The sequence below is a fragment of the Fictibacillus nanhaiensis genome (assembly GCF_019801215.1).
Classification (GTDB): Bacteria; Bacillota; Bacilli; order Bacillales; family Fictibacillaceae; genus Fictibacillus; species Fictibacillus nanhaiensis_C.
Genome location: NZ_JAHVJO010000002.1, coordinates 34391 through 55345, shown reverse-complemented (window position 1 = coordinate 55345; position 20955 = coordinate 34391). Strand labels below are relative to the sequence as shown.

Sequence of the window (20955 nt, the reverse complement as noted above, 5' to 3'; positions counted from 1 at the left end):
CTGATTCCGAACTATACCTAAAGGGGTATTAAGAAGGATCTAGGCGTCTCATTCCAGAAAAAAGATGCATCAATCCAGAAATTTGGGCAGTTTATCCACGAGTTTTACCCCTCAATCCAAAAGTTTTTGATGTTTATCCACGAGTTTACAATCCTCGACAAATTTTGCACAACCAATACCCTCGCAGATAATAAGGAACAATCAAATAAACCCTTCGCCGACTGTTATATAAAGTGCAAAAATTTCTTGTTTTCTAGGTGACACAAGTTTGTGGTACTATGAAAAGGGGTGATATAATGCTACTGACAGTATATGAATATCCGAAGTGCTCGACATGTCAAAAAGCAAAAAAATGGCTTAAAGAAAATGAAGTAGCCTTTCAACCTGTACATATTGTGGACAATCCTCCTACTAAAAACGAGCTTGAAAATTTGGTGAAACAAAGTGGGTTGGACATTAAAAAGTTCTTTAACACGAGCGGTATGAAGTATCGCGAGTTGGGTGTGAAAGAGAAAATGAAAACGGCTACAGATGATGAATTGCTTGAATTATTGGCGTCTGATGGCATGCTGATTAAACGCCCGATTGCCACAGATGGGAATAAGGTAACGGTTGGCTTTAAAGAAGATCAGTACGAAGAGGTCTGGAAGAAGCAATAAGTATTGTTACGGACTATAATAAAAATTTTATTGTAGTTACTATAAATTAAAGAAAAAGCTGGAGGGATTACACATGGAATTTCCAAAAGAGTTACGCTATTCAGAAGAACACGAGTGGACAAAATCAGAAGAAGGCAATAAAGTTCGTATCGGTATTACAGCATTCGCACAAGACGAGCTTGGAGATATCGTGTTTGTTGAACTTCCTGAAGTTGGAGATGAGTTAAAAGCAGATGAGCCGTTTGGCAGTGTTGAATCTGTTAAAACCGTTTCAGAACTGTATGCACCTGTGTCTGGAAAAGTAGTCGAAGTAAATGCTGACCTTGATGACAGCCCAGAACTAGTGAATGAATCTCCTTATGAAAAAGCATGGATGGTTGTAGTGGAACTTTCAGATTCCTCTGAGCTTGAAAAATTAATGACTTCCGAACAGTATGAGGAATTGATTAAAGAAGATTAATGAAAAAATTCTCTTCAGGAAAGAATAGGCTTATCGCTAATTTCTTTTTTGGAGGGATTTTTTTATGAACCAAGATCGACGAGATGTGACCTCAAGAGTATTCGGAAAAATGAAAGGCGGCTCAATGTCGCTTTATTTAGATCAAGATCAAATTGGACAGATTCGTTTTACAAATCAAGGAAACATGTATGAAATGGCAGAAGGATTCGAATTTGATTCCGACAAAATTTATAAACGAGAAAAGCCTCCCGAGATTCCAAATCCTACAAAGTATGTGGATGAGTGTGACAAAGGCTGGTGCTAAACAAAGTTGAGAGGATGATACGCAAATGTATCATCCTCTTTTATTAAGATTAATTCATTTACTGGCTTGTACTTCCGCCTTTTGCACCGATCTTCTCGTAAAAGCTTTTATCATGAGTCTGAGAGGTTACTTTCCCTCCCTTTTTTCCGATGTCTTGATAATATTCTTTATTGTGAGAACGAGATGTGGATTGTCCGCCTTTTCTTCCGATTTCTTGATAAAAATCAGCTTTGTGAGTTCTAGAAGTAGATATTCCCCCTTTCTTTCCAATCTCTTTGTAAAATTCTTTCCCATGTGTTTTGGAGGTTTTTTTTCCACCCATCCGGCCTGCTTCTTCTCTGCTCATTTTTTCTACAATGTCAGCCAATTAAAACGCCTCCTATTCATACAAAGTTAATTGTGAAATTTGCTCTTTTATATTCCATCTCTTACCTCCAAAAGGAGTGAATAAAACACATTTTTATACAAATAGTTCAATTAGCTTATCTCGGATAAAACAGGGTAGGAATTTCTTGAAAAAGGGGAATAGTAATAAAGAACATCTCTTGCAGGATTTTAATAAAATAAAGCAAATATATAAATTAAGCGACGCATTCATTTAATAGGTCTTCAATGTATAGGAGAGATGAGCAATGAATGGAAGCATGAATAAAGTAATCATTGTAGAAGGTAAATCAGATAAAGATAAACTGGCAACGATCTTAAATGAACCGGTAGAAATCATATGTACAAACGGAACTTTAGGATTGAATAAATTGGAAGAGCTTGCATTGGCTATTGAAGATCGAGATGTATATATCCTCGTAGATGCAGATGATGCAGGTCATAAATTAAGAAAACAACTACAGCGCGAACTGCCGAATGCAGAGCATTTATATATTCATAAAATGTACAGAGAAGTTGCGAAAACACCTCTAATGTACTTGGCAAAAGTATTGGTAGGTGCTCATTTTAATATTCACAAAAATTGTTTAGGATGATTATTGATGAAAAAATGGTTTGCCATCTTAACATCACTTGCTCTTGCCACGAGTTGTGCACCTTCTAAAGAAGAGCAAAACAATCCATCTTCACTGGAAGTGGCAGCTAAACATTTAACTATTCCTTGGCAATTAAACAGAGCCCAAAATGATCTTTGGATCAGTGAACGAACTGGCGGGATTATTTTAATCGGGCCAAATCATAAAAAGACCTCTTACACCCTCGAGTTTTCATCGGTTTTACCTGACGGAGGGGAAGGAGGTTTTCTTGGTTTTTTACTCGATCCAAAGTATGAGCAGAATAAAAAAGCGTATGCCTATTATACGTACAAAGAACAAGATAAGCTTATTAACCGGATTGTTGTTTTAACCTTCACAGATGGGCAATGGAAAGAAAATCGTATCCTGCTTGATGGAATTCCTGGGGGGTTAACACATAATGGCGGAAGAATGGAATGGGGACCTGATCAAAAGTTGTATATCACAACGGGTGATAGCGGAAAGGAAGAACTGGCACAGGATATAAACAGCCTTGCTGGAAAGATATTGCGAATAAACGCTGACGGAACGATCCCTGAAGATAACCCTTTTTATCCTTCTCCTGTTTATACTTACGGGCACCGTAATCCACAAGGGATGACATGGGACGAAAAAGGTGAGATGTATGCTGCTGAACATGGCTCTTCTCATTACGACGAAGTGAATAAAATAAAAGCGGGAAAAAATTATGGATGGCCTGAAATAAGGGGAGACGAGAGGAAACAAGGCATGGAGTCCCCATGGATGCATTCCGGTAATGATACATGGGCACCTTCAGGCATTCAATATCATGATGGAGCAATTTATGCTGCGTTACTTAGAGGAGAAGCTGTACTTAAAATAAATACATCTTCTAAAAAAACTTCCTATGTTCTTAACAACCAGGGGAGAATTCGTGATATTCTTATAGTAGAAAAGGGAATGTATATTCTTACAAACAATACAGATGGAAGAGGACAGCCGTCTAACGATGATGACAGGCTGCTATATATGCCATTAGATAAATAACGGAGTACATATGAAAGAAATTACACGCAAAAGCTGGGAAAATATGATCAATCTATCTTTAGATGAACCATTCTTTCTTTATTTAGAGACGCCATTATGCGGTACTTGTAAAATGGGTAAACGGATGCTAGAAGTGGCTCTAGAGACGATAAACACTCAAAAAGACAGGAATGTTCAAGTGGGGATTTGCAACATCAATGAAATGCCTGAGCTTGCAGAAAAATATGGAATTACGAGTGTCCCTTGTCTGTTAATTCTTTCAAGAGGTATAGCAGTAAAACGAGTATATGCTCTTCAATCTGCTGGAAATATTTATCAGACAATGATAAAATCGCTAGAAAAAGAAGTTTAATTTGAAAAAACATCTAAAAAAAATGTGTAAAACACCCCATATTCCTCTATGTATAAACTAATTCTAAGGAAAAAAATTTTTTCGGGGGTTTTATTCCAAGAAATAAATGGAAATTTAATGTCGTTAACACACTCTTCTGTAACAAAAGAGAGTGTCTTTTTTTGTTTTATTAATCTTGTGGACCCCCTGAAAAGACAAGGGGTTATAAGCAAGCAAGCAAATTATCAGTTATTTTGTATAATTTAGTAATTTAACAAGAAAGTCACAATTGTTACGAGGGCTGTAATATTGTTATAGAACTGTATCCTACAAATGTCAAAAGTCGTGGTATAAATGAATAGGAGAGCTTGTTCATATGTTTGCTCCCTTTACAAAAGTGGTAAATAAGAATGATTTTATCAAAATTAAAATAACGAATACTGACGAAATAAATCGAAAGTAATTTTTTTAACAGAGGTGATTGATAATCATGGCATCTTTAAATTTAAATGCAGTATTTCCAATAGCAAAGAACAAACTAAACAGCATAGAAGATAAGGTACTTACAATCCAAGAAAGAAATGATGAAAAGTTACGAAACGAATTGATCGGTGATTACCAACCATTTATTAAAAAAGTTACATCAAAAGTATGCAGTCAATATATAGATCGAACAATGGATGAATTTAGCGTAGGTCTTTTCGCCTTTAATGAGGCAATTGATCAGTATCAGGAAGGCCAAGGAAGCCGTTTTTTATCGTTTGCAGATATGGTTATTAGACGACGTGTTATCGACTATATCCGAAAAGAAGTCCGTCAGAACAGATTAATTTTCCTTCAACCTGATGAAGAAGATGAAGAAGGCCGCTTAGAAGAAAGCTATGCCGAGCAAAAAGCAGCGATGGATCACTTTGAAGACCAGCTTCAAGTCGAAAATCGTGTTTATGAGATCGAAGAATACCAAAAGCTTTTAAAAACATTCGGATTAAATTTTAAAGTATTAAGCAAACATTGCCCGAAGCATGTAGACGCACGTGAAAATGCTAAGGAAATCGCTCGTCTGTTGGCGGAAAATGAAGAACTGGCCGCATTCTTAAAAGAAAAAAAGCAATTACCAATAAAAGATTTATTAAATATGGTATCCTGTAGTCGAAAAACCATAGAGAGAAATCGAAAGTATATAATAGCGGTATCGTTAATATATTTAGGCGATTTCCAAGCGCTGAAATCTTACATTCAGCCTTAAGGTGAGGTAACTAGGTTACATGGTGAGAGGGGTTTGCTCCTCTTACCTGTAATTTCTACTGATCCTGCTACATGCGGGAGGGATACCATTGAAGAACGGCAGCGGCATTGTAATTGAGATTTCCAACAAAAAAGCAACCTTGCTCATGAAAGACGGAACGTTTGTAACGGTTAGAATACCAACTGGCAAACGTCCACATGTAGGAAGGGAATACCAGGCTTCTTATTTTTCGCAAAGAAAAGGAAGTCTATTTGTTCTGCCATCGATTTCGTTATCAATTGCAGCTTTAGTTGCTGTAATCTTTTTATCCGGTCTATTTCCCCCAGGAAATCAGCCAGCTGCTGCAGCCTATGTAAGCTTCGATATTAACCCGAGCTTAGAGGTAGGCATAGATGATGCTATGGAAGTCGTTGAAATCGAAACATTTAACGACGAAGCAAAGGAAATCATTACGAAATATCACCTAACTGTTGATAAACATTTATCGTTGGATGAATTTGCGAACCTTCTTATGAAAGCGTATGAAACAGAAGGCTACATGAAATCAAACCACTCTATGCTTATCACAACTATATCTAATAAAAAAAGTAATGGGAAAACAGAAGAAGCACTTCATACAGCTGTCGATTCTATCGTTAAGAAGACTGTGGTAAAATACCCGGTCACGATTACGGTTTCTGAAACCAATAACGACACTCGTAAAAAGGCAAAACATCTAGGGGTCTCTTCTGGAAAATATAAGGCATATCAACAAGCAAACAAAAATGAAAAATTAGTTTCTAAAGAAAAAATCAACAAGGCAACCATTCGAGAACTTGAAACGAATGTATTTTCTTCAAATGAAATTCAGGTTGTACCCCACCCGCGCAAAATTAAATCTTCACAACATGAAATTAAGAAAGATGAACAGCCAGAATTGTCAAAAATAGAAAGTAAAAAGCAGGATAAGAAAAAAGACAAAAAAAGAAAAGAGCAAGATCAAAACGTTCTTCTGAAAAACGCGCAAAAGAATGCTGAAAAGCCTTTAAAGCATGTAAACAAGAATAAAAACAAAGATCAGAAAAGCAACCCTCAACGTAATAAGGCATTAAATAATGTGCAGCAAAAAGAGAAGAACAAAGTCCTCAAAAAGGAATTAAAACAACAGGATTTTATAAAGGAACAGAAAAAAGAAGATAAACAGAAAAAACAAAGAGACAAAAAGCATGGTAAACACTAATTATGCTTAAAGATGTCGTAATTAGAAAAACGATTTCTTCGAGCTGTCGAACAATTTATAAAGGTAAATAAACTTTCCCCTCGAATCGGTCAAGTAACAACAAATTCGGGGGGATCTTTATATGCTGGATGTTCATTTTTTTGAAAATCAGATTGCTAAAAGTCCGTACTTGCCACTGTATAATATTCCGGTAAAACCTCATTTTAAACTGAATGATGAAATGACATTGAGAATTGATTACAGAGAGGGAGAACGCAACCGAATGGTTGTATTCAAAGGGAACCCAAGATATCTTTCCTTAATGCTGGAAGGGAAAATGAAGCTTACAACTTTGCTTCGCCAAGAGATGGTTGAATTTCATGGAACTCTAAGGCAGCGTCTAAAATGGGAAGCCATTTTTTATTTAAGTTCACATTGGGAACAAATTTCTGAAGGCGTATTAATGAAAAACGCAAAAAATATTTGACACATATCGACAGTGATGATATTATTCATCTCAGTGATTCAACGATTGTAACGCTTTAACTTAATAACGCAACGCTTAACTTATCACGAGAGGTGGAGGGACTGGCCCTATGAAACCCGGCAACCGCTAGTTGTATGTAATCTTAAACAACTAGAAAGGTGCCAATTCCTGCAAGGCATTTTAATGTCTTGGGAGATGAGGAGAACACGCATAGAATATATTATGCCTTTCTGCTCATATTGAAGCAGAAGGGCATTTTTTTATAGCAACAACCTTTACTAAATAAGAATTACAGATAGGAAATGAGGTCAGTTATCTTGATTAATTTACAATCAGTCCGTAAAGTCTTTCAAACCAAAGATGGTGAAGTAAAGGCTGTGGATACGGTAGATCTAGACATAAAGCAAGGAGAAATTTACGGCATTATTGGTTATAGCGGAGCAGGGAAAAGCACACTTATCCGGATTCTTAACATGCTGGAAAGACCAACAAGTGGGACGGTTACAATCAGCGGTAAGAACATGTCTGAACTCTCACCAAAGAAATTAAGACAAGCGAGACAAGAAATTAGTATGATCTTTCAACACTTCAACTTGCTGTGGTCAAGAACGGTTAGAGAAAACATTGCCTTTCCTTTAGAGATTGGGGGATATCCAAAAGCGAAAATTAAAAAGCGTGTTGATGAGCTGATCGATCTTGTTGGATTAGAAGGAAGAGGCGGCTCCTACCCTTCACAGTTAAGCGGAGGGCAAAAGCAGCGTGTTGGTATTGCTCGAGCACTCGCGAATGAGCCAAAGGTTTTATTATGTGATGAAGCTACTTCTGCATTAGATCCTAAAACCACTGACAGTATTTTGGATCTTCTTGTAGAGATCAATAAAAAGCTGGGACTGACAATCGTATTAATCACTCATGAAATGCATGTTATTCGAAAAATCTGTCACCGTGTCGCTGTAATGGAGAAAGGCAAGGTGGTAGAAGAAGGCGATGTGCTTAGCGTCTTTAAAAATCCTAAAAAACCAATCACTAAAGATTTTGTTAAACAAGTTACAGAGCCTGAAGAAACAGTGGATACAATTAAACAATTTGTTCAAGAATTTCCTGAAGGAAGAATCGTTCAACTGACATTTGTCGGAGGTCGTGCGGGTCAGCCTTTAATCACAGAATTAATTAGACATTACGAAGTCGATGTGAATATTTTGCAAGGGAAAATAACACAAACACAAAATGGTCCATACGGTACGCTTTTTATACAAATCAAAGGAAATGATGAAGCTTTGGCGAAAGCCATGGAATTTTTAAACAGTGTACAGGTAGAAGTTGAGGTGATTCATAATGCTTAATACATGGTTTCCGAACGTTCAATGGGATGTAGTTTTAGAAGCCACTAAAGAAACGTTATATATGTCTTCTATTTCTGTATTTGTTACCTTTATTTTAGGACTAACACTTGGACTCGCGTTATTTTTAACAGCTCCAGGAAACTTATGGGAAAACAAATTCCTTAATGGAATAATCGCTGTTATTGTCAATGTGTTTCGATCTATACCTTTCATCATATTGATCATTCTCTTAATTCCGTTTACTCGTTTTATTGTAGGAACAATGCTCGGAGCGGAAGCAGCACTTCCCGCTCTAATTGTAGGTGCAGCTCCATTTTACGCACGTATGGTGGAGATCGCTTTACGGGAGATTAATAAAGGTGTAATTGAAGCGGCTAAATCAATGGGTGCTACCAATTTTCAAATCATCTTTAAGGTCCTTATTCCAGAAAGTACACCGGCATTGGTGTCAGGGATAACCGTTACAGCCATTGCGCTTGTCAGCTATACGGCAATGGCAGGCGTTGTAGGTGCTGGTGGGTTAGGCAACTTGGCATACATGGAAGGTTATCAGCGTGACAATGCAGATGTGACTCTTGTCTCAACCGTGCTGATATTAGTAATCGTATTTGTTATCCAATGGATAGGAGATAAAGCTACAACATCATTAGATAAACGTTAACAAACAAATAGGAGGAGAATCATATGAAAAAAATAGTATCTATTTTATTATTAGCAATACTTACAGCAGCATTAGCAGCATGCGGTAACAAAACAGAAGGTGGCATCAGTGAGGAGAAGCTTGTAGTAGGTGCATCAAATGTGCCTCATGCAGAAATCCTAGAAGAAGCGAAACCCCTTTTAAAAGAAAAAGGCATTGAGCTTGAGATTAAAACGTTTCAAGACTATGTGCTGCCAAATAAATCACTTGCCGAAAAAGAAATTGGTGCGAATTACTTCCAGCACGTTCCTTATTTAGAGTCGCAAATGAAAGATCATGAATATAAATTTGAAAATGCAGGCGGCATTCACATCGAGCCGATCGGTGTTTATTCAAAAAAATACAAATCATTAGAAGAGCTACCAGAAGGTGCAACGATCATCATGTCTAATTCAGTAGCTGACCATGGCCGTATGCTTGCTCTTTTAGAAAAAGAAGGCTTGATCAAAGTTAAAGAAGGCGCAGGTTACGAAGCTCAACTAAAAGACATTGTAAAAAACCCGAAAAACCTTAACTTCAAAGCAGATGTTGATGCTGGTATGCTTCCGAAAGCCTATAAAAATGGTGAGGGTGACGCCGTACTAATCAATACAAACTATGCGATCGACGCTGGTTTAAATCCGCAAAAAGATTCTATCGCGCTTGAGGGTACTGATTCTCCATTCACAAACATTATTACAGTCCGTGAAGGAGATAAAGACAAAAAATCGATTAAAGCTTTAGTAGAAGTGTTGCGTTCAAAAGAAATCCAGGAATTCATCGAAAAGAAATATGAAGGTGCAGTCGTTCCTGTAAAAGAATAAATGAATGAAGGGTGTCTCCAGAAGAGGAGGCACCCTTTTTTAGTTGGCTCACTTCGAAGTGGACGTGAAATGGGATAAAATGTATTTTTATGTGATGAAGACCTATTTTTATGTGATTAATATAAATTTTATATAATGAAAGGCTTTATTTATGTGATAATACAGTCTTTTTATGTGATGGTGTATTTCTTTAGAAGCCTTTCTTCTTACATATCAGTGGCAAAAATAACTCATACTAATGCTGTTTACTAAAACGTGACAGGAGTGAATCAAATGAAACAAGAAGAACAGCCGCTGCCAGGATCTAACTCTACCCAATATCATCTGATCCGATATAAAGAGGGATTAGGAAAATACAATGAAAACATGCCTGAGCTGACACATGCCTTTAACGAATTTACCCGACATTGTTTTAAAGAGGGTGAGATCTCTGAAAAATATAAGCAGCTGATTGCACTTGGAATCAGCATCTATTCTCAAGATGAGTATTGCATCATCTATCATACAAAAGGTTGCCTTGATCAAGGGTGCTCAGAAAATGAGATCCTAGAAGCAATTGGCGTATCCGCAGCATTTGGCGGTGGAGCTGCCATGAGTCAAGGAGTTACCCTTGTACAAGAATGTATAAAAGAGCTGAATAAACCAAGACATTAACATTTTCGATTTTAAATAAGTTTAAGAACCATGGATAAAGGTTATGGAAGGAATATGGCGGATTCAGCAGGATAAAGCAGAATTCAATATTTTGGTATTCCATTGCCTTATATAATCCTTTACACGATGATGTATGGGGCGATATGCAGGTTGAGGAAAAAATGGTCTGCTGATACGCTAATATTATTAAAATCGAAAGGATTGATTCATTATCCACCCCATTAAAATAAAGCATACGTCTGAAATGGAAAAAGCGATGCACCAGTCACATGGATGCGGTTTTGCAGAGTATGAGAGGGATTTGGAGAAGCGGTTAGAAATTGAGAAAAACCGCGAAAAAGAGTATAAAAAAGGATTAGAAGTAGCAGCAAGTGCGAATAAAAATAATTTGATGTAAAAAATCACAAACATATTTAAAGGATGACTTATAGGTGAAAGACTGCCTATAAAGTTATCCTTTTTTTAATTTCCTTAATTAAACAACTCGTAATCGGTCAACAATATTAAAGTTCATGACCCGTTCCCTTGAAGATACTTTTCATTTGTTATAAGATTAGAATGAGAATAAATTGAGAATGGCTATTTTGTGCCTTTTGTCAAAAAATCTTGAGAATGATTTCATATTGGAGGTTGTATTATGTCAGCACCTAATTTAAAGATTGAAGATCTTCGAGTTTCGATTGAAGATAAAGAGATTATTAAAGGTTTAGATCTCGAAATAAATGGTGGAGAAATCCATGCAGTTATGGGGCCAAACGGTACAGGAAAGTCAACTCTTTCTGCAGCCTTAATGGGTCACCCTAAATATGAAGTAACTTCAGGAAAAGTTACTTTTAACGGTAAAGATCTTCTGGAAATGGAAGTGGATGAGCGTGCACAAGCAGGGTTATTCCTAGCTATGCAATATCCATCAGAAGTAAGCGGAATTACTAACGCCGATTTCCTTCGTTCTGCTATCAACGCAAAACGCGAAGAAGGCGAAGAGATTTCTCTTATGAAATTTATTCGTGAACTCGATAAAAAAATGGACCTTCTTGAAATGGATAACACGTTTGCACACCGTTATTTAAATGAAGGTTTTTCTGGTGGAGAAAAGAAGCGTAACGAAATTCTGCAAATGATGATGCTTGAGCCAAAGCTTGCCATCCTAGATGAAATTGACTCTGGTCTAGATATCGATGCACTAAAAGTTGTAGCAAAAGGGGTTAACGATATGCGCAGCCCTGATTTTGGATGCTTGATCATTACTCACTACCAGCGTCTGTTGAACTACATCACTCCAGACAAAGTACACGTTATGATGCAAGGACGAATTGTTAAATCTGGTGGACCTGAGCTGGCTCATCGCCTTGAAGCAGAAGGTTATGACTGGATTAAAGAAGAACTAGGAATCAAAGACGAAACTGTCGGTCAAGAAGCGTAAGCCATAAGGGGGACTATACATGTCAGTTGATACGAGCCTAAGATTCGATAAGGACTACGTAAACGGTTTTTCAAACAGCAGACAGGAACCCGCTTGGTTGCAGGAGCTTCGTTTGCAAGCATTGGAATTGGCGCAAAACCTGCCAATGCCTAAACCGGATAAAACTAAGATTGATAAATGGAACTTTACTGAGTTTAAACATGAAGCAACGGGTAAAGCGGTAGCATTTAATGAGCTTCCGGAAGACGTAAAAGCATTGATCGGTTCTGAAGAAGAAGCGAAAAATGTTCTTGTTATCCATAATGGTACACCTGTGTATGCTGCGTTGGAACAAGACGTTAAAGATCAAGGTGTCATCTACACAGATCTTTTAACAGCAGCTAAAGAACACGAAGACTTAGTTAAAAAGTATTTTATGAAAGAAGCGGTTTCTATTGACGAAAACCGTTTAACAGCATTGCATGCAGCACTTTTTGTGAATGGTGCCTTCCTCTATGTTCCAAAGAATGTGGAACTGTCTGCACCGATCCAAGCTGTCTATTATCAAGATGATAAAGCAGCTTTGTTCAACCATGTCATCATTGCTGTTGAAGACAATAGTTCTGTCACTTATGTAGAGAACTATCTTTCTACAAATGACAATACAGATTCAGTAACGAACATCGTTTCAGAAGTGTTTGCAGCTAGCGGCGCTAAAGTTGTTTACGGAGCGGTTGATAACCTTGCAAAAGGAATGACTTCTTACGTAAACCGCAGAGGCCGTGCTGGGCGTGATGCTCGTATTGAATGGGCATTAGGTCAGTTCAACGACGGAAACACGGTATCTGATAATACGACACATTTGATTGGTGACGGTTCTTTCACAGATACGAAAACTGTAACAATCGGGCGTGGTGATCAAAAACAAAACTTCGTGGCGCAAATTTTTAACCACGGTAAAAGTTCTGAAGGTTACATCTTGACACATGGGGTAATGAAAGATAATGCCAGCTCTATTTTTAACGGTATTACGAAAATTGAGCATGGTGCTACAAAGTCTCATGGCGAGCAGACTGAGCGTGTTCTTATGCTAAGTGAAAAAGCACGTGGTGATGCGAACCCGATTCTTTTGATCGATGAAGATGATGTAACAGCTGGACACGCAGCATCTGTTGGGCGTATCGATCCGCTTCAAATGTTCTATTTAATGAGCCGCGGAATTTCAAAAGCTGAAGCAGAACGTCTGATCATCCACGGATTCTTGGCACCGGTAGTAAGCCAAATGCCATTAGAATCAGTTAAAAAACGTTTAGTAGAGGTTATTGAAAGGAAAGTGCGCTAACATGAGTGCAAACGAATGGAGAAAGCTGTTTCCAATCCTTAATCAGGAAGTTAACGGCAAACCTCTCGTTTACCTTGACAGTGCAGCCACTTCTCAGAAACCTATACAAGTTATTGAAGCAATCGATCGTTATTATAAAGAATACAATTCCAACGTTCACCGTGGTGTTCATACACTTGGTACGCGAGCAACAGATGGTTATGAAGGAGCTCGTGAAAAGGTTCGCCGTTTTATCGGTGCAAAATCTACTCAAGAGATCATTTTTACGCGAGGAACGACAACGGCTATTAATACAGTCGCTAGAAGTTACGGAATGGCAAACCTTGCAGAAGGTGATGAGATCGTGATTACTCCAATGGAGCATCACAGCAATATCATTCCTTGGCAGCAAGTTGCTAAAACTACAGGGGCAACCCTTAAGTACATTCCATTGCAACCAGATGGGACGATCGAGCTTGCAGATGTTGAAAAAACAATAACAGAGCATACTAAAATTGTCTCGGTTATGCAGGTATCAAACGTTCTAGGAACGATTAATCCTATAAAAGAAATAGCAGCGATCGCACATAAAAATGGAGCGGTCATGATGGTGGATGGTGCACAGAGCGCTCCTCACATGAAAGTAGACGTTCAAGATCTTGATTGTGATTTCTTTGCTTTTTCTGCACATAAAATGTGTGGCCCTACCGGAATCGGTGTTCTATACGGTAAAAAAGCACTTCTCAACAAGATGGATCCTGTTGAATTCGGTGGTGAGATGATTGATTTTGTCGGTCTTCAAGAATCTACATGGAAAGAGCTTCCGTGGAAGTTTGAAGGCGGTACACCTATCATCGCTGGTGCGATAGGGTTAGGCGCGGCTATCGATTTTCTTGAGGATATCGGTCTTGATAACATTTTAAAATTAGAGCATGAACTTGCTGATTACGCGATGGAACGTTTATCAGAGCTTGAAGGAGTTACGGTTTTCGGACCGAAGAAACGTGCAGGTCTTGTGACGTTTAACTTAGACGACGTTCATCCTCATGATGTGGCAACTGTTCTTGATTCTGAAGGAATTGCTGTCAGAGCTGGCCACCACTGTGCGCAGCCGCTCATGAAATGGCTGGATGTTACAGCAACGGCTCGTGCTAGTTTTTATCTGTATAATACTGAAGATGACGTCGATGCTTTCGTAAAAGGACTTACAACAGCAAAGGAGTATTTCGGTCATGTCTTCTAATTTAGATCAGCTTTACAGGCAAGTGATCATGGACCATTATAAGAACCCACGCAACAAAGGGACTTTGGAAGATGGTGCCTTAACGATCAATATGAACAATCCTACATGCGGCGATCGCATCCAGCTTACATTAAAAGTGGAAGATGGAAAGATTGAATCAGCGAAGTTTGACGGTGAAGGTTGTTCCATTAGTCTTGCATCTGCTTCCATGATGACTCAGGCTGTTAAAGGTCTAGCAGTAGAAGATGCAGTGAAGCTTGCAACCATTTTTTATGATATGATGTTAGGGAACGACTATGATGATGAAACGTATGATCTTGGAGATCTTGAAGCTCTTCAAGGCGTTTCTAAATTCCCTGCCCGGATAAAATGTGCCACACTCGCGTGGAAGGCCATGGAGCAGGGTGTAGGAAAAGAAGAGGAAGAATAAGTTCCTATTGAAAAGTTTTAGAGTGCCAATCCAGTAAGGAGGGATTCTGCAATGGCTAAGAAAATGCCGGATATCGGCGAATATAAATATGGTTTTAGAGATAAAGACGTTTCCATTTTCAGATCGAAGCGTGGGTTAACAAAAGAGATCGTAGAAGAGATCTCACGCATGAAGAACGAGCCTGAATGGATGCTTGAATTCCGTTTGAAGTCATTAGAGCAGTTCTATAAAATGCCAATGCCACAATGGGGCGGAGACATGAAGGACTTAAACTTTGATGATATTACGTATTATGTTAAGCCATCTGAGAAATCTGAAAAGTCTTGGGATGAAGTGCCTGCTGAAATCAAAGCGACTTTTGACAAGCTTGGAATTCCAGAAGCTGAACAAAAATACCTTGCAGGTGTATCTGCACAGTACGAATCAGAGGTTGTTTACCACAACATGAAAGAAGACCTTTCTGATTTAGGTATTCTTTTTACAGATACAGATACTGCTTTAAAAGAGCACGAAGAAATCTTCCGTGAACATTTCGGAACGATTATTCCTCCAACCGATAACAAGTTTTCAGCTCTAAACTCTGCAGTATGGTCTGGTGGATCATTTATTTACGTACCTAAGGGCGTAAAGTGTGATACTCCACTTCAGGCATACTTCCGAATCAACTCAGAGAACATGGGTCAATTCGAACGAACATTGATTATTGCTGACGAAGATAGCTCTGTACACTATGTAGAAGGTTGTACAGCACCGGTTTATTCTACAAACTCGCTTCATAGTGCGGTTGTAGAGATTATCGTTAAGAAAAACGCATATTGCCGTTATACAACGATTCAAAACTGGGCAAACAATATCTATAACTTAGTGACAAAGCGTGCTGTAGCTGAAGAAAACGCTACGATGGAATGGGTAGATGGAAACATCGGATCTCGTCTGACGATGAAATATCCAGCTGTTATCATGAAAGGCCGTGGAGCGAAGGGTACGATTCTTTCTATCGCTATCGCAGGTAAAGGACAGCATCAGGACGCAGGAGCAAAAGTATTGCACCTTGCACCAGATTGTTCTTCTACCATCGTATCAAAGTCGATCTCGAAGCATGGCGGTAAAGTAACATACCGTGGAATCGCTCACTTCGGACGTAAATCTGATGGATCTAAATCCAACATTAAGTGTGATACGCTTATCATGGATAACCAATCCACGTCAGATACGATTCCTTACAACGAAATTTTAAACAACAACATCACACTTGAGCATGAAGCAACGGTTTCTAAAGTTTCTGAAGACCAGTTGTTCTATCTTATGAGCCGTGGTGTTTCCGAACAAGAAGCAACGGAAATGATCGTAATGGGCTTCATCGAGCCATTTACGAAAGAGCTTCCAATGGAATATGCAGTTGAAATGAACCGCCTGATCAAGTTCGAGATGGAAGGTTCAATCGGATAAACTCAAAAAGACCTTGGTATATAAGGATTATACCAGGGTCTTTTTTATGTTCAAATGAGTATCCTGTCTATTTTTAATTCCTACTTGTTTTTTTAAGTTATTCACTTAATCAAATTCTATATGATGCAATTATTGGGACAATATCAATTAAGTTTGTCCGTCCAGTTTACTCAAGTTCCATTTTGATGTATTATTTATGAGGTAAATTATTCCAAAGGGGTTGTTAAATGATGTCCATTAGTTTGAACCCATATCTATTTTTTGACGGTACTACAAGAGAAGCTGTCCATTTTTACGAGAAAGTGCTTGGCGGGAAAGTGATGAGTATCATGACGTACGGAGATATGCCGGGTGACCCAAATTTCCCGTTGACGGATGACATGAAGAATCGCGTTATGCATGCACATTTGAAAGTAGGCGACGCAGACCTCATGTTCTCCGATACATATGAAGGTATGCCTTATCAGCAAGGCAATAACATACAGATTGCTATTCATCCTAAGGAAGAGGAAAGAGCGAGAGAAATATTCGCCGCTTTGGAAGAAGGAGGACAAGTCATTATACCCCTTCATAAGACAGATTTTAGCCCTTTGTACGGAATGATAAAAGATAAATTAGGAGTTATTTTTAATGTGAACGTCCCAGAGTAGCAGTTATAAAGAAACAAATTTTCGCTTCACTAACAAAGAAAGCCTCCTGTTTGCTAATGGACAGGAGGCTTACTCGGTTGAAAAAACACAGGTGAAGTCATTCACCATATACTCACCGAGGTTCTAGAGCGTCCTTAAATCGATAAAAGACCATGGGAATTGATATCTACCATGGTCTTTTTGTTATTTTCCACCTCATAATCAGATGATTGATTTAGGGCTTGTGGCCTTCAGATCGAATTATAAGCTGTTAAAGTATTAAGGCTCTGTTGAAAGGGTGAGAAAATTATAATATGTTAAGATGAAGTATAGGAAATGAGTTTTTCCTAAAAAAAATTAAAATGCAATGCATCGCTTTTCGTCAGCTTTATACATAGGAAAAACAAGGGAGACTAAATGATGAATGAAACAATAGAAACCATCTTGAATCATCGTTCAATCAGAAAGTTTAAGCAGGAACCAATAAGCGATGAAGTCTTATTGAAATTAGTGGAGTGTGCACAAGCCGCATCTACTTCAAGCTATCAGCAAGTGTGTACGATTATCGGTGTGGACGATTTGGAGAAGAAGGTTCGTCTTGCAGAGCTTGCAGGAAACCAGTCTTATGTAGCTGAAAATGGGTACTTCTTTGTTTTTTGTATGGATTATCATCGTCACTCAATCGCCGCAAAGATGATGGATGCGAACATAGACGAAACGATTCAATCAACGGAAGCGTTTATCGTAGGTACGGTAGATGCCTCTCTTGCAGCACAAAATGTGGCAATTGCAGCTGAGTCTCTCGGGCTAGGAATCGTGTATATTGGCGGGATTCGAAACCATTTAAAAGAGGTTTCAGACTTGCTGGATTGCCCGGAACATGTTCTGCCTCTGTTTGGCATGGCGGTTGGCTATCCAGACGCTGAACCAGTTAAAAAACCTCGCTTACCGCTTCCCGCTGTTTTTCATAGAAATGGGTATCAGAAGAAGGAAGAGACAGAAAAGCTGCTGAAGCAGTATGAAAAAGAAACATCTGACTATTATACAAAGCGTACTGGTGGCAAACGTACAGAAGGCTGGGTTACTCAAATAACGAGTTCGATGACAGTTCCAAAACGTACATACATGAAAGACTTCGTTCACGGAAAAGGATTAAATAAAACATAGAAAACTTACAGAGGCAGGTGAGTTTAAAACATGATTAAAATAGGTGTTACGGGTTGGGGAGACCACGAATCACTTTATCCTGATGGTACTCCTTCAAGAGAAAAGCTAGCCGTTTACAGCGGACACTTTCCTATCGTAGAGGTCGATTCCTCTTTTTATGCGGTGCAGCCTGTCAAAAACTATGAAAAGTGGGTTTCAGCTACCCCTAAAGACTTCTCTTTTGTTGTTAAAGCTTATCAGGGGATGACAGGTCATGCTAGAGGGAAGTTACCTTTTGATTCAGTAAAACAAATGTTCGAAGCGTTTATTCAATCCATACAGCCGGTGATTGATTCAAAAAAATTAGAGATGGTTCTTTTTCAATATCCACCTTGGTTTGATTGCAAAAAAGAAAATGTTCAGATTCTTCGATTTGCTAAAGAGATGATGGGTGACATCCCTGTGGCTCTAGAGTTTCGAAATCAAACGTGGTTTAGTGATGAGGTCAAGGAGAAAACGTTGAGTTTCATTGATGAAGAAGGCTGGATATACACGGTTTGTGATGAACCTCAGGCTGGGACAGGTTCCGTTCCGATTGTTATGCATGCCACTGAAGAAAAGACATTGATTCGGATGCACGGTAGAAACGTGTACGGATGGAATAATCAAGGACAGCCTAATTGGAGAGAAGTTCGTTATCTCTATCGTTATAATGATTCAGAATTGAAAGAGTGGAAGGAACGAATTCAATCAATAGCATCCCGTACAAAAAATCTTACTCTATTATTTAATAACAATTCCGGTGGAGATGCAGCTGATAATGCAAAACAAATGATAGAACTTTTAGATATACAATACGATTTCCTCGCACCTCGACAGCTTGACCTATTTTAATAAAAACAACAATTTCCCTTATATTACAAATAGGTTTCAAAAAGTTGGAAAAGATTTAATTTTTAAGAATGCCTGATATACTTATAAAGTGAATTGAATACTGTGAAGCAGATGAGGAAAGTGGGGATTTATTTGGATTTTAAAAAGTTGGTTCAGATGATGTACTACTTGCAAGTAGCCTTTGTCGTCAGCGGCATTTATTTGCTTTTTGTCTACATATTAACGAACAACTCTAAACGAATCCAATTCCTGACTCTTGTATTATGTATCAATCTCATATCCTTAAAAGTTACAAAAGACCGGTTTAAAGTATAAGAGGAGAGGCCAAAAAAAGAATTTCTTTTGGAGTCTTCTTTTTTTTATGGCTTTTTATATAAAAGGAAAAGCTGACTCATGTTGAAGTAAAATGACTGCAAACTAGTTATTTTAGGATTCGAATGTGTCAGCTTCTTATTGTTAAAGCATCTTTAAAAGTGCTTTTCTCCCTTGCATACCAACTTCAATGCCTTTTTCTTCCGCTTCAAGCGTAATAGATTCTAGAGGCGCGTCCAGCAGCTGCTCTATCGTTCGTACACCAACAGCTCTGCCTGCAATAATTTTACGGTCTGCTAACTTTTCGTTCAATAAGGCTACATCTAAAGCTCCACACATGATATAACCATTGTCGTTAAATACAGCCATAAAATTTGTTTTTGGCAAACGAAGGGTGACAGCGGTAAATGGATGTCCTTCTATTAAGATCGGGTTCATCTCTAACATGCTTCCACTCCTTTCTCCTTACTATTTTTATGTGTAAAAAAGAAAAAAGTGTTAGGTGTTAACGCTATTTTTAAGCCGAAAAGTTGAACAAAAAATTGTCTTTGATTGCGCCAAATAATGAACATGTAAATCTAATCCTATGGTACGATTAAAAGAAAAGAGGAGGAGATAAAGTATGAAGCAATACTTGGATTTTCTTCAAGATATTTTACATAACGGTACGAAAAAAGAGGATCGGACAGGCACGGGGACTGTATCTGTATTTGGACGTCAGATGAGGTTTAACTTAGAAGAGGGTTTCCCGCTAGTAACGACAAAAAAGCTTCACTTAAAGTCAATCATTCATGAATTGCTTTGGTTTTTACAAGGAGATACGAACATCTCCTACCTAAAAGAAAACGGCGTAAAAATATGGGATGAATGGGCGGATGAGAACGGTCATTTAGGTCCTGTCTATGGACACCAGTGGCGTTCTTGGTCTGCACCAAATGGTGAAACGATTGATCAGATCTCAAACGTTATCCAAGATATTAAAAAAAATCCTGACTCAAGAAGACTGATTGTCTCAGCTTGGAATCCTGCAGATATTCCGAATATGGCTCTTCCACCATGTCATCTGCTGTTTCAGTTTTATGTGGCTGATGGAAAACTTTCTTGTCAGCTTTATCAGCGTTCAGCAGACAGTTTTTTAGGTGTGCCGTTTAATATTGCTTCCTATGCTTTATTGACGATGATGGTCGCTCAAGTAACAGGACTAAAGCCTGGTGAGTTTGTTCATACGATCGGTGATGCGCATATTTACAATAACCATATCGAACAAGTGCAGCTTCAGCTGACACGTGAGCCAAAGGCATTGCCGCAAATGAAACTGAATCCCGAAATTAAGGATATTTTTGATTTTACTTACGAAGATTTCAAATTGGTGGATTATGAAGCACATCCTCATATTAAAGGTGTTGTAAGCGTATGATCTCATTTGTTGTTGCAATTGACAAAAATCGTGCGATTGGAAAAGATAACGACTTACCGTGGTATTTACCGAACGATTTGAAGCATTTTAAAAAGGTAACGATGGGTAAACCCATTGTAATGGGGCGCAAAACGTATGAATCAATCGGAAAACCCCTTCCAGGCAGAGAGAATATTGTTGTAACAAGGGATAAAAACTATATAGCAGAAGGAACTAAAATCGTGCATTCAATAGACGAAGTACTTGCCATCGATGCAGAGGAAATCTGTGTAATAGGTGGAACAGAGATTTTTAAACTGTTTCTTCCTGTTGCAGATCGTCTATATATAACTGAAATTCATGAAACCTTTGAGGCTGATACTTTTTTTCCAGAGTTAGATCAAAATGAATGGAAAGAAATTTCTCGTTCAACAGGCACAGTAGATGAGAAAAACAAGTATCCCCATGAATTCGTCGTGTACGAAAAAATTAACTCTTAAAATTATTGAACTAGCCCCCCT

26 protein-coding genes, 1 pseudogene and 1 riboswitch are annotated in these 20955 nt (G+C 38.3%); of the genes and pseudogenes, 25 read left to right on the top strand and 2 right to left on the bottom strand.

The annotated features are described in order from the left end of the window. Positions 1 to 296 precede the first annotated feature (296 nt). From KUV80_RS08845 to KUV80_RS08835, 3 genes are all read left to right on the top strand, one after another. On the top strand, positions 297 to 659 hold the full coding sequence (locus KUV80_RS08845) for an arsenate reductase family protein (protein WP_246625135.1): 363 nt from the start codon (positions 297 to 299) through the stop codon (positions 657 to 659). A 73-nt stretch (positions 660 to 732) separates the two neighbouring features. Continuing rightward, complete coding sequence (gene gcvH, locus KUV80_RS08840) at positions 733 to 1119, top strand: glycine cleavage system protein GcvH (protein ID WP_222462360.1); 387 nt, start codon at positions 733 to 735, stop codon at positions 1117 to 1119. Positions 1120 to 1183: 64 nt separating this feature from the next. After that, positions 1184 to 1423: a YusG family protein gene (locus KUV80_RS08835; RefSeq protein WP_222462359.1), complete on the top strand. Its 240-nt coding sequence runs from the start codon at positions 1184 to 1186 to the stop codon at positions 1421 to 1423. 64 nt (positions 1424 to 1487) lie between these two features. On the opposite strand, the pseudogene KUV80_RS08830 reads toward KUV80_RS08835, so the two are convergent. Continuing rightward, positions 1488 to 1769: pseudogene (locus KUV80_RS08830) on the bottom strand (KGG domain-containing protein); the annotation flags it as partial. Positions 1770 to 2055: 286 nt separating this feature from the next. On the opposite strand from KUV80_RS08830, the gene KUV80_RS08825 reads away from it, so the two are divergent. The 20 genes from KUV80_RS08825 (at position 2056) to KUV80_RS08730 (ending at position 19041) form a co-directional block, all read left to right on the top strand. Beyond that, positions 2056 to 2403 carry a toprim domain-containing protein gene (locus KUV80_RS08825; protein ID WP_246625134.1) on the top strand — a complete coding sequence of 116 codons (348 nt, stop codon included), beginning with the start codon at positions 2056 to 2058 and terminating at the stop codon, positions 2401 to 2403. A gap of 6 nt (positions 2404 to 2409) precedes the next feature. Beyond that, the gene (locus tag KUV80_RS08820; protein WP_222462357.1) at positions 2410 to 3450 is read left to right on the top strand and encodes a PQQ-dependent sugar dehydrogenase; all 1041 of its coding nucleotides are present in this window, start codon (positions 2410 to 2412) and stop codon (positions 3448 to 3450) included. A 10-nt stretch (positions 3451 to 3460) separates the two neighbouring features. Next, on the top strand, positions 3461 to 3802 hold the full coding sequence (locus KUV80_RS08815; protein ID WP_222462356.1) for a thioredoxin family protein: 342 nt from the start codon (positions 3461 to 3463) through the stop codon (positions 3800 to 3802). A gap of 469 nt (positions 3803 to 4271) precedes the next feature. Continuing rightward, positions 4272 to 5027, top strand: coding sequence for an RNA polymerase sigma-I factor (gene sigI / locus KUV80_RS08810; protein WP_222462355.1), 756 nt, complete (start codon positions 4272 to 4274; stop codon positions 5025 to 5027). An 88-nt stretch (positions 5028 to 5115) separates the two neighbouring features. After that, complete coding sequence (locus tag KUV80_RS08805) at positions 5116 to 6246, top strand: anti-sigma-I factor RsgI family protein (protein WP_222462354.1); 1131 nt, start codon at positions 5116 to 5118, stop codon at positions 6244 to 6246. Between the two features lie 121 nt (positions 6247 to 6367). Beyond that, complete coding sequence (locus KUV80_RS08800) at positions 6368 to 6712, top strand: hypothetical protein (protein WP_222462353.1); 345 nt, start codon at positions 6368 to 6370, stop codon at positions 6710 to 6712. Between the two features lie 77 nt (positions 6713 to 6789). Next, positions 6790 to 6914: riboswitch (SAM riboswitch) on the top strand. Positions 6915 to 7029: 115 nt separating this feature from the next. Further along, positions 7030 to 8055: a methionine ABC transporter ATP-binding protein gene (locus KUV80_RS08795; RefSeq protein ID WP_222462352.1), complete on the top strand. Its 1026-nt coding sequence runs from the start codon at positions 7030 to 7032 to the stop codon at positions 8053 to 8055. Then, entirely contained in the window at positions 8048 to 8716 is a 669-nt protein-coding gene (locus KUV80_RS08790) for a methionine ABC transporter permease (protein ID WP_222462351.1), read from the top strand. The genes KUV80_RS08795 and KUV80_RS08790 overlap by 8 nt, the downstream gene beginning before the upstream one ends. A 23-nt stretch (positions 8717 to 8739) precedes the next feature. Further along, positions 8740 to 9558 carry a MetQ/NlpA family ABC transporter substrate-binding protein gene (locus KUV80_RS08785; protein ID WP_222462350.1) on the top strand — a complete coding sequence of 273 codons (819 nt, stop codon included), beginning with the start codon at positions 8740 to 8742 and terminating at the stop codon, positions 9556 to 9558. Between the two features lie 273 nt (positions 9559 to 9831). Next, positions 9832 to 10212: a carboxymuconolactone decarboxylase family protein gene (locus KUV80_RS08780; protein WP_222462349.1), complete on the top strand. Its 381-nt coding sequence runs from the start codon at positions 9832 to 9834 to the stop codon at positions 10210 to 10212. 244 nt (positions 10213 to 10456) lie between these two features. After that, positions 10457 to 10609: a hypothetical protein gene (locus KUV80_RS08775; RefSeq protein ID WP_222462348.1), complete on the top strand. Its 153-nt coding sequence runs from the start codon at positions 10457 to 10459 to the stop codon at positions 10607 to 10609. A 240-nt stretch (positions 10610 to 10849) separates the two neighbouring features. Then, a complete protein-coding gene (gene sufC, locus KUV80_RS08770) occupies positions 10850 to 11635 on the top strand; it encodes a Fe-S cluster assembly ATPase SufC (protein WP_222462347.1) in 786 nt (261 codons plus the stop codon). A gap of 19 nt (positions 11636 to 11654) precedes the next feature. Further along, positions 11655 to 12956, top strand: coding sequence for a Fe-S cluster assembly protein SufD (gene sufD / locus KUV80_RS08765; RefSeq protein WP_222462346.1), 1302 nt, complete (start codon positions 11655 to 11657; stop codon positions 12954 to 12956). Between the two features lies 1 nt (position 12957). Then, the gene (locus KUV80_RS08760) at positions 12958 to 14178 is read left to right on the top strand and encodes a cysteine desulfurase (protein WP_222462345.1); all 1221 of its coding nucleotides are present in this window, start codon (positions 12958 to 12960) and stop codon (positions 14176 to 14178) included. Further along, positions 14168 to 14608, top strand: a complete 441-nt coding sequence (gene sufU / locus KUV80_RS08755; protein ID WP_222462344.1) for a Fe-S cluster assembly sulfur transfer protein SufU — start codon at positions 14168 to 14170, stop codon at positions 14606 to 14608. The genes KUV80_RS08760 and sufU overlap by 11 nt, the downstream gene beginning before the upstream one ends. 51 nt (positions 14609 to 14659) lie before the next feature. Further along, a complete protein-coding gene (gene sufB, locus KUV80_RS08750) occupies positions 14660 to 16057 on the top strand; it encodes a Fe-S cluster assembly protein SufB (RefSeq protein ID WP_137791777.1) in 1398 nt (465 codons plus the stop codon). Between the two features lie 230 nt (positions 16058 to 16287). Beyond that, positions 16288 to 16707, top strand: coding sequence for a VOC family protein (locus KUV80_RS08745; protein ID WP_222463113.1), 420 nt, complete (start codon positions 16288 to 16290; stop codon positions 16705 to 16707). A gap of 399 nt (positions 16708 to 17106) precedes the next feature. After that, positions 17107 to 17853 carry an oxygen-insensitive NADPH nitroreductase gene (gene nfsA / locus KUV80_RS08740; protein ID WP_222462343.1) on the top strand — a complete coding sequence of 249 codons (747 nt, stop codon included), beginning with the start codon at positions 17107 to 17109 and terminating at the stop codon, positions 17851 to 17853. Positions 17854 to 17883: 30 nt separating this feature from the next. Next, positions 17884 to 18726, top strand: coding sequence for a DUF72 domain-containing protein (locus tag KUV80_RS08735; protein ID WP_222462342.1), 843 nt, complete (start codon positions 17884 to 17886; stop codon positions 18724 to 18726). Positions 18727 to 18858: 132 nt separating this feature from the next. Next, positions 18859 to 19041, top strand: a complete 183-nt coding sequence (locus tag KUV80_RS08730) for a hypothetical protein (protein WP_222462341.1) — start codon at positions 18859 to 18861, stop codon at positions 19039 to 19041. A gap of 141 nt (positions 19042 to 19182) precedes the next feature. On the opposite strand, the gene KUV80_RS08725 is transcribed toward KUV80_RS08730, so the two are convergent. Then, positions 19183 to 19485 (bottom strand): YunC family protein, encoded by a 303-nt coding sequence (locus KUV80_RS08725; RefSeq protein ID WP_222462340.1) that lies wholly within the window; start codon positions 19483 to 19485, stop codon positions 19183 to 19185. Positions 19486 to 19660: 175 nt separating this feature from the next. Between KUV80_RS08725 and KUV80_RS08720 the strand changes: the two genes are divergently transcribed. Continuing rightward, the gene (locus KUV80_RS08720; protein ID WP_222462339.1) at positions 19661 to 20455 is read left to right on the top strand and encodes a thymidylate synthase; all 795 of its coding nucleotides are present in this window, start codon (positions 19661 to 19663) and stop codon (positions 20453 to 20455) included. After that, complete coding sequence (locus KUV80_RS08715) at positions 20452 to 20934, top strand: dihydrofolate reductase (protein ID WP_222462338.1); 483 nt, start codon at positions 20452 to 20454, stop codon at positions 20932 to 20934. Before KUV80_RS08720 ends, KUV80_RS08715 begins: the two co-directional genes overlap by 4 nt. Positions 20935 to 20955 lie beyond the last annotated feature (21 nt).

What these genes read in the sequence shown, in the direction of transcription:
- sufC (WP_222462347.1), top strand. Translation starts at nt 10,850, where the DNA reads ATGTCAGCACCTAATTTAAAGATTGAAGATCTTCGAGTTTCGATTGAA.
- KUV80_RS08780 (WP_222462349.1), top strand. Translation starts at nt 9,832, where the DNA reads ATGAAACAAGAAGAACAGCCGCTGCCAGGATCTAACTCTACCCAATAT.
- KUV80_RS08835 (WP_222462359.1), top strand. Translation starts at nt 1,184, where the DNA reads ATGAACCAAGATCGACGAGATGTGACCTCAAGAGTATTCGGAAAAATG.
- sufB (WP_137791777.1), top strand. Translation starts at nt 14,660, where the DNA reads ATGGCTAAGAAAATGCCGGATATCGGCGAATATAAATATGGTTTTAGA.
- sufD (WP_222462346.1), top strand. Translation starts at nt 11,655, where the DNA reads ATGTCAGTTGATACGAGCCTAAGATTCGATAAGGACTACGTAAACGGT.
- gcvH (WP_222462360.1), top strand. Translation starts at nt 733, where the DNA reads ATGGAATTTCCAAAAGAGTTACGCTATTCAGAAGAACACGAGTGGACA.
- KUV80_RS08825 (WP_246625134.1), top strand. Translation starts at nt 2,056, where the DNA reads ATGAATGGAAGCATGAATAAAGTAATCATTGTAGAAGGTAAATCAGAT.
- KUV80_RS08800 (WP_222462353.1), top strand. Translation starts at nt 6,368, where the DNA reads ATGCTGGATGTTCATTTTTTTGAAAATCAGATTGCTAAAAGTCCGTAC.
- KUV80_RS08815 (WP_222462356.1), top strand. Translation starts at nt 3,461, where the DNA reads ATGAAAGAAATTACACGCAAAAGCTGGGAAAATATGATCAATCTATCT.
- KUV80_RS08790 (WP_222462351.1), top strand. Translation starts at nt 8,048, where the DNA reads ATGCTTAATACATGGTTTCCGAACGTTCAATGGGATGTAGTTTTAGAA.
- sufU (WP_222462344.1), top strand. Translation starts at nt 14,168, where the DNA reads ATGTCTTCTAATTTAGATCAGCTTTACAGGCAAGTGATCATGGACCAT.
- KUV80_RS08735 (WP_222462342.1), top strand. Translation starts at nt 17,884, where the DNA reads ATGATTAAAATAGGTGTTACGGGTTGGGGAGACCACGAATCACTTTAT.
- KUV80_RS08775 (WP_222462348.1), top strand. Translation starts at nt 10,457, where the DNA reads ATGGAAAAAGCGATGCACCAGTCACATGGATGCGGTTTTGCAGAGTAT.
- sigI (WP_222462355.1), top strand. Translation starts at nt 4,272, where the DNA reads ATGGCATCTTTAAATTTAAATGCAGTATTTCCAATAGCAAAGAACAAA.
- KUV80_RS08760 (WP_222462345.1), top strand. Translation starts at nt 12,958, where the DNA reads ATGAGTGCAAACGAATGGAGAAAGCTGTTTCCAATCCTTAATCAGGAA.
- KUV80_RS08725 (WP_222462340.1), bottom strand. Translation starts at nt 19,485, where the DNA reads ATGTTAGAGATGAACCCGATCTTAATAGAAGGACATCCATTTACCGCT.
- KUV80_RS08720 (WP_222462339.1), top strand. Translation starts at nt 19,661, where the DNA reads ATGAAGCAATACTTGGATTTTCTTCAAGATATTTTACATAACGGTACG.
- KUV80_RS08845 (WP_246625135.1), top strand. Translation starts at nt 297, where the DNA reads ATGCTACTGACAGTATATGAATATCCGAAGTGCTCGACATGTCAAAAA.
- KUV80_RS08715 (WP_222462338.1), top strand. Translation starts at nt 20,452, where the DNA reads ATGATCTCATTTGTTGTTGCAATTGACAAAAATCGTGCGATTGGAAAA.
- nfsA (WP_222462343.1), top strand. Translation starts at nt 17,107, where the DNA reads ATGAATGAAACAATAGAAACCATCTTGAATCATCGTTCAATCAGAAAG.
- KUV80_RS08785 (WP_222462350.1), top strand. Translation starts at nt 8,740, where the DNA reads ATGAAAAAAATAGTATCTATTTTATTATTAGCAATACTTACAGCAGCA.
- KUV80_RS08820 (WP_222462357.1), top strand. Translation starts at nt 2,410, where the DNA reads ATGAAAAAATGGTTTGCCATCTTAACATCACTTGCTCTTGCCACGAGT.
- KUV80_RS08745 (WP_222463113.1), top strand. Translation starts at nt 16,288, where the DNA reads ATGTCCATTAGTTTGAACCCATATCTATTTTTTGACGGTACTACAAGA.